Annotated in this window: 11 protein-coding genes; 4 read left to right on the forward strand and 7 right to left on the reverse strand. The window is 68.8% G+C overall.

What is annotated here, in order from left to right; translation table 11 throughout:
• Window positions 1–14: 14 nt before the first annotated feature.
• Window positions 15–1,256, reverse strand: a complete 1,242-nt coding sequence (locus ACSYDW_RS09330; RefSeq protein WP_438338455.1) for an FAD-dependent oxidoreductase — start codon at window positions 1,254–1,256, stop codon at window positions 15–17.
• A 150-nt stretch (window positions 1,257–1,406) separates the two neighbouring features.
• Between ACSYDW_RS09330 and ACSYDW_RS09335 the strand changes: the two genes are divergently transcribed.
• Window positions 1,407–2,090, forward strand: coding sequence for a TetR/AcrR family transcriptional regulator (locus ACSYDW_RS09335; RefSeq protein ID WP_438338456.1), 684 nt, complete (start codon window positions 1,407–1,409; stop codon window positions 2,088–2,090).
• Between the two features lie 65 nt (window positions 2,091–2,155).
• On the forward strand, window positions 2,156–3,835 hold the full coding sequence (locus ACSYDW_RS09340) for an MDR family MFS transporter (RefSeq protein WP_438338457.1): 1,680 nt from the start codon (window positions 2,156–2,158) through the stop codon (window positions 3,833–3,835).
• A 70-nt stretch (window positions 3,836–3,905) separates the two neighbouring features.
• Here the strand turns inward: ACSYDW_RS09340 and ACSYDW_RS09345 are convergent, their stop codons facing one another.
• Entirely contained in the window at window positions 3,906–4,376 is a 471-nt protein-coding gene (locus tag ACSYDW_RS09345; RefSeq protein ID WP_438338458.1) for an NUDIX hydrolase, read from the reverse strand.
• A 55-nt stretch (window positions 4,377–4,431) separates the two neighbouring features.
• Window positions 4,432–4,950 (reverse strand): prepilin peptidase, encoded by a 519-nt coding sequence (locus tag ACSYDW_RS09350; RefSeq protein ID WP_438338459.1) that lies wholly within the window; start codon window positions 4,948–4,950, stop codon window positions 4,432–4,434.
• Between the two features lie 136 nt (window positions 4,951–5,086).
• Here ACSYDW_RS09350 and ACSYDW_RS09355 point away from each other — a divergent pair, with 136 nt between their 5' ends.
• Entirely contained in the window at window positions 5,087–5,932 is an 846-nt protein-coding gene (locus tag ACSYDW_RS09355) for a hypothetical protein (RefSeq protein WP_438338460.1), read from the forward strand.
• Between the two features lie 46 nt (window positions 5,933–5,978).
• Here ACSYDW_RS09355 and phoH2 read toward each other — a convergent pair whose 3' ends face one another.
• Window positions 5,979–7,310 (reverse strand): RNA 5'-3' helicase PhoH2, encoded by a 1,332-nt coding sequence (phoH2, locus tag ACSYDW_RS09360; RefSeq protein ID WP_438338461.1) that lies wholly within the window; start codon window positions 7,308–7,310, stop codon window positions 5,979–5,981.
• Window positions 7,311–7,651: 341 nt separating this feature from the next.
• On the reverse strand, window positions 7,652–8,413 hold the full coding sequence (locus tag ACSYDW_RS09365; RefSeq protein WP_438338462.1) for an isoprenyl transferase: 762 nt from the start codon (window positions 8,411–8,413) through the stop codon (window positions 7,652–7,654).
• A 172-nt stretch (window positions 8,414–8,585) separates the two neighbouring features.
• Here ACSYDW_RS09365 and trhA point away from each other — a divergent pair, with 172 nt between their 5' ends.
• The gene (trhA, locus tag ACSYDW_RS09370) at window positions 8,586–9,290 is read left to right on the forward strand and encodes a PAQR family membrane homeostasis protein TrhA (protein ID WP_438338463.1); all 705 of its coding nucleotides are present in this window, start codon (window positions 8,586–8,588) and stop codon (window positions 9,288–9,290) included.
• On the opposite strand, the gene ACSYDW_RS09375 is transcribed toward trhA, so the two are convergent.
• A complete protein-coding gene (locus tag ACSYDW_RS09375; protein WP_438338464.1) occupies window positions 9,287–11,443 on the reverse strand; it encodes a thioredoxin domain-containing protein in 2,157 nt (718 codons plus the stop codon). The two genes, trhA and ACSYDW_RS09375, sit on opposite strands and share 4 nt — an antisense overlap.
• Before the next feature lie 94 nt (window positions 11,444–11,537).
• Window positions 11,538–11,810 carry a hypothetical protein gene (locus ACSYDW_RS09380; protein WP_438338465.1) on the reverse strand — a complete coding sequence of 91 codons (273 nt, stop codon included), beginning with the start codon at window positions 11,808–11,810 and terminating at the stop codon, window positions 11,538–11,540.
• Window positions 11,811–11,814 lie beyond the last annotated feature (4 nt).

Raw genomic sequence — 11,814 nt, forward strand, 5'->3', positions numbered from 1 at the left:
CGGCCGCCCCGGCCTCAGCGCTGCGGTTCCGGCCGCCTGGCGAAGTCCGGGGCGTGTTCGGCCCGGGGCCCGAGCCCGATCAGCCGGGGCATGAGGGTGCGCGCCACCGGCACGTGCCGCGCCCCGAAGAGCACGGCCGGCGGCAGCCCGGAGCGCCTGCCGGTGAACAGCGGGGCAAACACCTGGCGGTGCATGATCCGCTGGACACCCTGGATAAGGTGGGTCGGGTACCTGCGCCGGCGTTGGAGGGCCGCGAGGTCGCCGAGCGTCACATTGCCGCGCAACAAGGCGGGCGCAAGAAGCCTCGCGGCCGCCACGGCGTCCTGGATGGCCAGGTTGATGCCCACCCCTCCCACGGGCGACATCGCGTGGGAGGCGTCTCCGATGCACAGCAGCCCGTCCGTGTACCAGCGACGCAGCCGGTCCAGCCGCACGTCAAGCAGGTGCAGGTCGTCCATGGAGCCGATCGCGTCCAGGCGGTCCGCGAGGTCGGGTCGGGCCGCGGCGATGCGCCCGCGGAAGCGTTCCACCCCCTCGCCGCGCAGCCGCGCATCGGACCCCTTCGGGGCGAAGTACCCCATCTGGTAGTAGTCGTCCCGGAACAGCGCGATAACGCCCTCGCCATCCCCGAAGGAGGGGACGATGCCCGCCACCTCCCCGGGTTCGTCGGCATGGCGCGGCAGGCGGAACCACCAGGTGTCGAACGGCACCGGGAAGTCCCGCTGTACAAGTCCCGCGTCGCGGCGCAGCACCGAGTGCCGGCCGTCCGTGGCGACGACGAGGTCCGCGTGCAGGGTTCCCGCGCTCCCGTCCGCCCTCCGGTAGCGGACGCCGGTGATCCTGCGGCCGTCGGAGACCAGTGAGGTCGCGGTGTGCTCCATCAGCATCGTGTACGTGGGCTCGGGTTCGGCGGCACGGGCCAGGAAGTCCAGGAAATCCCACTGCGGCATCATCGCCACGTAGTTGTAGGGCGGTTTGAGCAGCGCGAAATCGCCAAGGGTCACCAGCCTGCCGCCGCGCACCGGGAAGGCGATGTTCTGCAGGCGGCTCTGCGGAAGCCTGCGGAACTCCGCGCCCAGGCCGAGTTCGTCAAGCAGCCGGATGGTGGAGGGATGTACCGTGTCCCCGCGGAAGTCGCGCAGGAAGTCGCCGTGCTTCTCCAGCACCGCCACCTGCACCCCGGCCCGCGCCAGCAGCAGGCCCAGCATCATGCCGGCAGGTCCGCCGCCGACCACCGCGCACCCGGTCCTTTCCATGTCCCAAGGCTACGCCGGGACGCTCCCCCGCGGCAGGGGACGGCGGCGCACCATCCCGCCTTCCGTGCCATCGGCCGTTCACCTCCCGGAGCCCGGTGAGCCGAGCCACAAAAGTTGCATCACGCAACCATTAGTGCAAAAATGCACTATATGAGCGAAAGTGCAATTACTTCCCCGGGCGATGCGCCGGCTCCGCCGACGCGCAGCGCACGCATGCAGCGAACGCGCCTCGCCATCACCCGATGCTCGCGCGAGCTCACCGCCGAACGCGGCCTCTCAGGTTTCACCGTCGAGGAGCTGTGCGCGCGCGTCGGCATCTCGCGCAGGACCTTCTTCAACTACTTCGCCACGAAGCTCGACGCCGTCTTCGGGCACACCGACGACGGTGTGCCCGAAGAGGCCCTCGAACGCTTCAGGCAGGCCCGCCCGCCGGGCATCGAGGGGATCTCCCCCACGCTGCTCGCGGACCTCGTGGAACTCGTGGTGACGCAACTGCGCCGCGACGAGGAAGAAATCCTGAGCGCGCACGGCTTCTTCGAAGCCGCCCACCGAGAGCCGGAACTGCTGGCCAAGATGGTCGAGGTCGGGCCCGAACGTCTGAAGGAGTTCATGGCCCTGGTGGCCGAGCGCGAGGGAGTCGCTGCCGACCACCCCGGGCTGGCCATGCTCGTCCACACCGTCAAGTTCGCCACCCACCAGGCCATCCAGCGCTACGCGGCATCTTCCCGGGAAACCTCCCTCGAGGACGAGTTCCTGGACCTGATGCGGCACACCCGCCAGCTGTTCGCCCAGCCGCTGCACCGCGACCTTTCCGGGGCCCTCCCGCCCCGTTAGCCCGGCACTCCCCGCCGGGCACCTCCCACCCCGATTCCCCCGCCACGATCCCAAGGAACCCACACATGTCCACAGCCACAGCATCCCGGCCCGCCCCGGGATCCGCGCCCCTGCTGCTGACGCAGCGGCGCATCTGGATCATCTTCTCCGCGCTGATCGCGGGCATGATGCTCTCCTCACTTGACCAGACCATCGTCTCCACCGCCATGCCCACCATCGTGGGCCAGCTCGGCGGCGTCGAGCACCAGGCCTGGATCACCACCGCCTACCTGCTGGCCACCACCATCGTGATGCCGATCTACGGCAAGTTCGGTGACGTCCTGGGCCGGCGCAACCTGTTCCTCGTCGCCATCGCGCTGTTCACGCTGGCCTCCATCGGTGCGGCCTTCGCCGGCAGCTTCTGGGTCTTCGTCTTCTTCCGCGCCATGCAGGGCCTGGGCGGCGGCGGCCTGATGATCCTCTCGCAGGCCATCATCGCCGACATCGTCCCGGCCTCCGAGCGCGGCAAGTACATGGGCCCGCTGGGCGCCATCTTCGGCCTCTCCGCCGTGGCGGGGCCGCTGCTCGGCGGCTTCTTCGTCGACCACCTGAGCTGGCAGTGGGCGTTCTACATCAACATCCCGATCGGCATCGGCGCATTCCTGATCGCCTGGTTCGCGTTGACCATCCCGAACAAGAAGTCGACGAAGAAGATCGACGTGCTCGGCGTGCTGCTGCTTTCCGCGGCCACCACCTGCCTGATCTTCTTCACCGACTTCGGCGGCTCCAAGAACCACGGCTGGGGCGCCCCGGAGACCTGGGCCTGGGGCCTGGGCCTGCTCGTTGCCGCCACGCTGTTCGTGGTCGCCGAGGCCCGCGCCGAGGACCCGATCATCCCGCTCTCGCTCTTCAAGAACCCGGTCTTCATCAACGCCACGGCCATCGGCTTCACGCTGGGCCTGGGCATGTTCGCGGCCATCGCGTTCGTACCGACGTTTCTGCAGATGTCCTCCGGGACCTCCGCCGCGGTCTCCGGCCTGCTGATGCTGCCGATGATGGTCGGCCTGATGGGCACCAGCATCTACTCCGGCATTTCCATCACCAAGTCCGGCAAGTACAAGGCCTACCCGATCGCCGGCGCACTTGTCACGGCGGCCGCCATGCTGGCCTTCACCACGCTGAGCGCGACCACCCCGCTGTGGCTGATCTGCGTGTACTTGTTCGTCTTCGGCGCCGGCCTGGGCCTCATCATGCAGGTCGTGGTGCTGGTGGTGCAGAACGCCGTGGATCCCACGATGGTGGGCACCGCGACCTCCACGAACAACTACTTCCGCGAGGTGGGTGCCGCCCTGGGCGTGGCGATCTTCGGTGCGATGTTCACCAACCGCCTCTCCGAGAAGCTCACCGAGGTATTCACGGCCGCCGGGGCCAACGCCTCGGAGGCCGGCAGCGCCACGGCAACGCTGGATCCGCAGACCATGTCGCAGCTTCCGGACGCCGTGCGCGAGGGCATCGTGAACGCCTACGCCGATTCGCTGGCACCCGTGTTCTGGTACCTCATCCCGTTCATCCTCATCGCCTTCGTGCTGGCCCTGTTCCTGAAGCAGGTCAAGCTCTCCGACACCGCCGGAATGGTGGCACGCGGCGAGGCGATCGGCGGGGACGAAGCCGAAGCCCTCGAGGCCGAGGCCCGCACGGCCCGCACTGCCGGCGAGGACCACGACGCCGCGGGGTCGAACTCCGACCCGGCACGCAAGGAACACTAGCGAGGCACGCACCGGAGCCTCCGGCCGCGCGGCACCCGATCCGGGTCCGCACGGCCGGGGGCTCCGGCGCTTAACCGGCGATGAAGTGGCCCTCGGTGCGCGGTTCGCGGGCCCAGGCTATCGCCCGCGCATGCTTGGGCGGCACCTCGGGCATCTCGTCGAATGCGAACCAGGCGACCTCGAGGTTCTCGTCGTCGTTCACGCGTGCCTCCCCGCCCAGGAGATCCGCGGACATGATGACGTCGAGGTACTGGGCGCGGTCGCCGTTGGGGTAGACGGCCTGGTCCGTGGTGGCAACGCCGACCAGCCGGGTCACCCGGCAATGCACGCCGGTTTCCTCAAACACCTCGCGCACCGCGGCCACGGCCGGCTCTTCCCCGGGTTCGAGGATCCCGGCCGGAAGCGTCCACAGCCCGTTGTCCGCGCGCCGGACCAGCAACACGCGGCCCCCATGGAGCAGCACCACTTTGACGCCGGGGAGCCACAGTGGATCCGTGCCGATCTTGTTGCGGAGCTCGAGGATGAAGTCTGGGGTGGCCATGCGCTTCATCCTGCCATGCGCCGCAACCGGCGACGAATCCCGCCGGGGGCCGAAGTTAGGCGGAAACCGCCAGCGAGAAGGCCGCGCCCAGCAGCATGAACGGGCCGAACGCCACTGAGGAACGCAGGGTGGCCCTGCGCGCCAGCAGCAGCACGGAGGACCACAGCGCCCCCAGAATGAACGCCAGTGCCGTGGCCATGAGCAGGTGCGAATAGGACACGAACCCCAGGTAGAGCCCCAGCACGGCCGCGAGCTTCACATCTCCCAGGCCCATCCCGGCGGGGGCGATCAGGTGCAGCACCAGGTAGCCGGCACAGAGCACGACGCCGCCCAGCAACGTGCGCAACAGCATCGCGGGATCGCCCGCCAGCAGGGCGGCGGCCCCGAGCAGCACCACCGCGGACAGGAACCACGGCCAGAGGATCCGGTTGGGAAGCCGGTGCGAGCGGACGTCGATGGCGCTGAGCCTTACCGCGTTGACCATGAACAGCAGGGCGGCGAGGGCCGACAGGATTCCCGCCGCGATGCTCAACTGGCTCTGCATGGTGAGCCAACCCCAGATTTGTACCGGCATGTGCAACACCCTATGCGCCCCGCACGGCGTGCGGGAGGGGTAGCGCCCCTGCTGTGCATAAACCGCTGCCACCTGCGCCGAAAGACCCTCCGCGGCCTCCGGTCGCAGAGGGATCCGCCCTCGCTACACTTGTGCCATGGACCAACTCGACGGCACCCCGGTGCTCCCGGAACCCGGCGCCTCCCCAGACAAGGAACTGATGGGGCACTTCCGGCGGCTCGCCCGATCCTCCCCCTGGCTGTGGACGAGCATCCAGGTGGAAATCAGCGCGCACGACCCAGCCCACCGCGCCATCCCCTTCGACGCGGAGAACCGACCCGAGCGCCTCACGGTGCTCATCCGGCGTCCCGACGCGGTGCGCGTCGAGGACTCCGCGGGCAAGGTGCTGTTCCGGACCGAGCACATCAACGACTCGCGCTCCGCGTCCTTCGTCGCCGGCACCCGGAAGTCCTGGCTGCTGCCCCCGCAGCTGCTGGCCCCCGTGTACGGCGACGACGGGCTTGTCTCGCGCCGCCCGGAGGCCGCCTACGTCAACGAGTTCATGCCGGTGGGCATGTGGAACGCCTTCCTGGACCCGGTGGAGATCGCCGGCTTCGCCCCCGGCCCGGCCGACCTGCCCTTCCCGCACCCCAGCATGATCCATGCGCTGCGCGAGGTCCATGATTCGTCGGGCCGCCCCTGCCTCGAGGCAGACCTTTCGCGCGGGCATTCCTACTCCCCCGTGGTTCCCGGTGCCCCGTTGCTGGGCACCGGCGTCACCCGGCTGCGCCTCGACCGGGCCACCGGCTTGTGCGTCGAACGCACCATCCTCAGCGGCGAGGATGCCGGGGCTGAGCACCATGTGAAGATCCTGGCCGTGGACCAGTACATGATCGACGGGCTGTTCACCCAACCCCAGGCGTCGCTCTCCGACGTGCGCGAGGCGCCGTTGTGGCCGATCCCCGCGCCAGGAACCCATCCGCCCGGACGCCACCAGCTCTAGGACTGAACCGCCGGCACGCGTTGTCCGCGTGCCGGCGGTGTGGGTGTCAGCCGAACTTCTCTTCCAGCAGCTCCGTGACGAGTGCCGCGATCTCGGAGCGCTCGGAACGGGCAAGGGTCACGTGCCCGAAGAGGTGGTGTCCTTTGAGCAGTTCGACCACCGCCGCGACGCCGTCGTGGCGCCCGACCCGCAGGTTGTCGCGCTGGGCCACGTCGTGGGTGAGCACGACCTTGGAATTCTGCCCGATCCTCGAGAGGACCGTGAGCAGCACGTTGCGTTCGAGCGACTGTGCCTCGTCGACGATCACGTAGGCGTCGTGCAGGGAGCGCCCCCGGATGTGGGTCAGCGGGAGGATCTCCAGCATGCCCCGGCTCAGCACCTCGTCGACGACGTTCTTCGACACCACCGAACCGAGCGTGTCGAAGACCGCCTGCGCCCACGGGTTCATCTTCTCGTTCTCGGCGCCCGGAAGGTAGCCGAGTTCCTGGCCGCCGACGGCATACAGCGGGCGGAAGACCATGATCTTGCGGTGCTCGCGGCGCTCCATGACCGCCTCCAGCCCGGCACAGAGCGCCAGCGCCGACTTTCCGGTGCCGGCCCGGCCACCGAGCGAGACAATGCCGACTTCCTTGTCGAGCAACAGGTCGAGGGCCAATCGCTGCTCCGCCGAGCGTCCGCGCAGGCCGAAGGCCTCCCGGTCCCCGCGCACCAGGTGGACCAGGTGGTTCCGGTCCACCCGGCCCAGAGCCGACCCGCGCGGGGAATGGATCACCAACCCGGTGTTGCACGGCTGGTCGGCAACCTCCGGCAGGTCGATGGATTCCGAGGCGTAGAGGGAACTCATGTCCTCCTCGGTGATGTTCAGCTCCGCAACCCCTGTCCATCCCGAGGAGGCAACGAGCTCGTTGCGGTATTCCTCCGCGTTCAACCCCATCACCGAGGCCTTGACGCGCATCGGCAGGTCCTTGGACACCAAGGTGACATCCACGCCCTCGTCGAGCAGGGACTTGGCCACCGCCAGGATCTTGGAGTCGTTGTCCGAGTTGCGGAACCCGACGGGCAGCACCTCGGGGGAAATGTGGTTCACCTCGACGCGGAGGGTTCCGCCCATCTTGCCGGCCGGCATGGAATTTGCCATTCCGCCTGCCTTTCTGCCCATCTCATCGAGGGTGCGCAAGGCCTCCCGGGCGAAGAAGCCGATCGTGGGGTCGTTGCGCTTGTGCTCCAGCTCCATGATCACGATCAGCGGAAGCACCACGTGATGTTCGGCAAAATGCAGCATGGCGTGCGGGTCGGCGATCAGCACCGACGTGTCCAGGACAAAGGTGCGCTCGGCCTCAGAGGTGCCGTCTGCCGGGTGTTCCAGGTTCTCTGCCACTTTGACTCCCTACGGGGCGCGGTCCCCCACCACGGTTGTTGGCGGGGGTGAGGGGGCAGCTCCGTGGGCGGGCAGGATCCGGCATGGGGGTGTTTGAGCGCCATATGCATCCATGCCGTCCCCCCGTCCTGCCTGCGGAGTTGCCCCGAACGGCGGTGAACTTTACAACGCCGTTAACCCAAACCTACGCCCGATTGGTTGGCTAGTCACGTGGCATTTTTCGAACTCTTGGGGTCTGGTGAGTAAACATTTCGGGACGCCGGGAACGCGGGCGAAAACCATGCCGCGCGTCGAGGGCAGGCCAAGGCCGCCGGGCCGCACACGGGAGCTGGAGCGCGCGGTCAGGAACCGAAGCGGCGCTGTCGGTCCGAGAAGTCGCGCAGGGCACGCAGGAAGTCCACGCGTCGGAAGTCCGGCCACAGCGCCTCGCAGAAGTAGAACTCCGAGTAGGCACTCTGCCAGGTGAGGAATCCGGAAAGCCGTTGCTCGCCCGAGGTCCTGATGACAAGTTCGGGGTCGGGCTGGCCACTGGTGTACAGGTACTTGGCCAGCTGGTCGGGATCCAGGTCCGCGGCGATCTGGGATGCATCGAGGCCCTTCGACTGGCCCTCGAGCAGCAGTGCCTTGACTGCGTCGACGATTTCCCGGCGTCCGCCGTAGCCGACCGCCACGTTCACGTGGATTCCCGTGATTCCTGCCGTCGAGGCCTCAAGTTCTCGGAGCTTGTCGGCAAGGTAGTCCGGAAGCAGTTCCAGCGCGCCCACCGGGTGCACGCGCACGGTCTTGGTTTCCCCGAGCCGGTCGAGGGTGTTGGCGATGATGCCCATCAGGTCGTCCAGCTCCTGGCTGGAACGGCTCATGTTGTCCGTGGAGAGCATGTAGAGGGTGACCATGTTGATGTCGAGCTCCTGGCACCAGCCAAGGAACTCGAGGATCTTGTCCGCACCGGCCTGGTGGCCGGTGGCGGTGGTGGCACCGGCAAGCTTGGCCCAGCGGCGGTTGCCGTCCACCAGGACGCCGATGTGCGTCGGAAGCTTCTCCGGGCTCAGCGAACGCCGGATTCTCCGCTCATAGAGCCGATAAACGAACCCCGGTAATTCCACCGCATACTCCCGCAATAATTCTGGCCGGTGCGACGATTGCCGAACCCTACACCCAACGCTACCTTTTGCCGGGACCCCGTGGGGGCATGACGCGGTGCGGCCACGTGTGAAATTGCTGCGAAATGTTCACTACTTTTCAGTAACCTACCAAAGCGTAAGTTACGATGGGGCCATGACCACGGCACCCCGTTCCCAGCCCGCCGACACGACATCCCCCGCATCCCCGCTGGGGCCCTCAGCCCCGGAGCCCAAACCCTTGGTACGCGGCTGGATCCACGCGGTGATGGCACCGCTGGCCCTTGCCGCGGGCGTGGTGCTGGTCGTCCTGGCCCCGAGCGGGGGTGGAAAAACCACGAGCGCCGTCTACGCCCTGACCGGGGTGATGTTGTTTGCCGTCAGCGCGACGTACCATCTCGGCAACTGGTCCCCGGGAGTGAAACGCGTGCTCAAGCGCCTTGACCACACCAACATCATGCTTGTCATCGCGGGGTCCTACACCCCACTGGCCTGGGCCCTGCTCCCACAGACCAAGGCCACCGCGCTGCTGGTCGCCATCTGGATCGGGGCGCTGGCCGGGGTCGGTTTCAGGGTTTTCTGGACCGATGCCCCGCGCTGGCTCTACACCCCCGTCTACGTGCTGCTGGGCCTTGCCTCGCTGCTGTTCATCGGCGACTTCTTCGCCGCGAACCAGGCAGCAACGGTCCTGCTCTGCGCCGGCGGGGCCTTCTACATTGCAGGCGCAGTGTTCTACGCGCTCAAACGGCCAAACTTCAGCGAACGCTGGTTCGGCTTCCACGAACTCTTCCATGCGTTCACCGTCGCCGGGTTCACCTGCCACTACATCGCCATCACGATGGCGGTTCTCGGGACCGCCTAGTCCTGGCCGGACGGCTTCCCCAGGCCGGGCGCCAGCAGCGTCCCGAGGGACCCCAGGTCCCCGAGCGGTGCGTGGCAGACGCCGCCGCTGCACACATAGAGCCTCAAGGCGCCATCGGGCCCCGCCGGGTAGGCGGCCTGGGCGGAACCGCCGGGCGGCATCCCGCCCCGTTGGGCCACGCCGGCCAGGATGCCCCAGCGCATCGCGATTCTGCGTTCCTGCGACGTGCCGCCCGCAACCGCCAGCTCGGTGCTTGAGGAATCCGCGAAACGCGCCACGACCCCCAGGGCACTGCCTGCGGCCTGCGGGGCCCGCCCGGCAATGGACGGCACGAAACCCATCAGCCGGCGCACCACCTCCAGGTCGTCCTCGATCCGCGCGCCGGCTTCCGAAGCGGCGTCCTCCCCTTCGAGCTGGGCCAGGCCCGCCCGGTTCAGCAGCGCCGAGGCCAGCAGCGAGGTCGCAGCCGGCACCGCGTCGTCAAGTGCCTCCGCGGTGCGCGCCCCGGCCCGCCCGGCGAGCACGCGCGGGTCGTCGCCCGGTGCGTCAACCGGCTGCCCGCCGGGCATGAACCGCTCGAGGGCAGCGCCAAGGACGGCGTCCGCCCGCCCGATCCACATCGGGTCCCCGCCGCACACGGCCAGGGCCTGGAACCCCAGCGCCACACCCGCATGGTCCTCCAGCATTCCCGGTATTCCGGTGTTGGCCCGGCCCCTGTAACTCACCCGGTGCAACGACCCCTCTGCGGCATCCCAGTGGGTGTCCCACAGGTATCCGGCGGCACCGGCGGCCAGGCGCAGCAGGCCCTGGTCCTCCAGCAGCACCGATGCCTCTGCCAGCGACTGCACCACCAGTCCGTTCCAGCCCGCCACGACCTTCTCGTCGCGTGCGGGCTGGGCGCGCTGCGAGCGGGCCTCCCGAAGCACCCCGAATGCCTCATCGAGTTCAGCCCATTCCCCCGCTTCCGGGGTGCGCGACAGCGCAATCGTCAGCCGTGGTTCGGCGTCGCCGGGTTCGCCCTCCACGGCGCGCCCGTCCCACAGGGACCAGAGGGGGTTCCCGCGATCGGGCACCAGCGCCTCTGCCTCGGCGCGGGTGAATGTATAGGTGGCACCCTCGCTGTGGGTCCCGTCGGGCAGCACGGTGTCGGCGTCCAGCGAGGAGGCGAAACCGCCGCCGGACAGCAGCATCTCGCGCTCCAGCCAGACAGCGATGCCGGCGGCTGCCCGGCGTGAAAGTTCACGGTCGGCCGCCCGCGGCAGTTGCACGGCGGCTCGCGCGTAAAGGCCCAGCAGCTGTGCGTTGTCGTAGAGCATCTTCTCGAAGTGCGGGACCTTCCATCCGGCGTCGACGCAGTAGCGGGCGAATCCGCCTCCGACGTGGTCGGCCAGTGCGCCGCGGGCCATCGTGCCCAGGGTCCGTGCCGCAAGCTCCGTGGCCCGGCGCGCCTCGGGTCCAGCCCCGAGCCCGGCGCGCAGCAGGAAATCGAGCACCGCCGAGGGAGGGAACTTCGGCGCGGGGGCGAAGCCGCCGGTGGGGTCCTCCAGCGCGGCAAGCTTCTCCACGGCCGTGGCCAGCACGGACGCCAACGGCTGCTCGCCGGAGCGGCCGGGAAGCGGCAGCGAACCGGAAAACATCCGGGCCTGCCCGGCGGCCACAGATCCCAGGTGGTCGGCGAGGGCGGTGGCCTGCTCGATGAGCCCGGGCCTCCGGTTGACCCATGCGTCGTGCACCGCCTCGAGCACCTGCCCGAAGGAGGGCATGCCGGGCCGTGGAACCGGAGGGAAATACGTGCCGGCGTGCACCGTCCGGCCGTCCGGCAGCGTGAAGACGCTCATGGGCCAGCCTCCGGCCCCGGTGAGGGTCTGGGTGGCGGCCATGTAGACCTGGTCGACGGCGGGATGCTCTTCCCTGTCGATCTTGACCGGCACGAAGTGCTCGTTGAGGTAGGCGGCGATCCTCGGGTCGTCGAACGACTCGAGGGCCATCACGTGGCACCAGTGGCAGGCGGCGTAGCCTATGGACAGGAAGACCGGCACATCGCGCCTCACGGCCTCGGCGAACGCCTCATCCGAGTACGGCCACCAGTCGACGGGCTGGTGCGCATGCTGGCGCAGGTAGGCCGACGCACTGCCGGCGATTCGTTGACCCATGCCCGTGAGCCTACTGCACGCACGCGGCTGCCGGCACCGGACGGCCCGGCACCGGCAGCCTGCGTGCAACACCGCCGGGCCCGGCGGCCGGAGCCTAGCGTGCGGGCTTGTCCCCGGGCTCGTCCGGCTGGATCTTCTTGCCGCGCTCGACGAGTTCCTGCTGGCGGGCCTCGGCCTCGCCCTGGTAGCGGACACGGCGGATCCGGCGGGTCATGTCGCGGATGATGAAGATGGTGACGATGACCAGTGCTGCGGTCGCCACGAAGCCGACGAAACCCGGGCCGATGGACTGTGCGGCATCACCCGGCGGGACGACGGGAACGGGGGAAGGCGATACGGAGGCTGCATACAGCAGGAACGAATACACGCGC

The organism is Paeniglutamicibacter selenitireducens (assembly GCF_051550675.1).
In the GTDB taxonomy this organism is placed as follows: domain Bacteria; phylum Actinomycetota; class Actinomycetes; order Actinomycetales; family Micrococcaceae; genus Paeniglutamicibacter.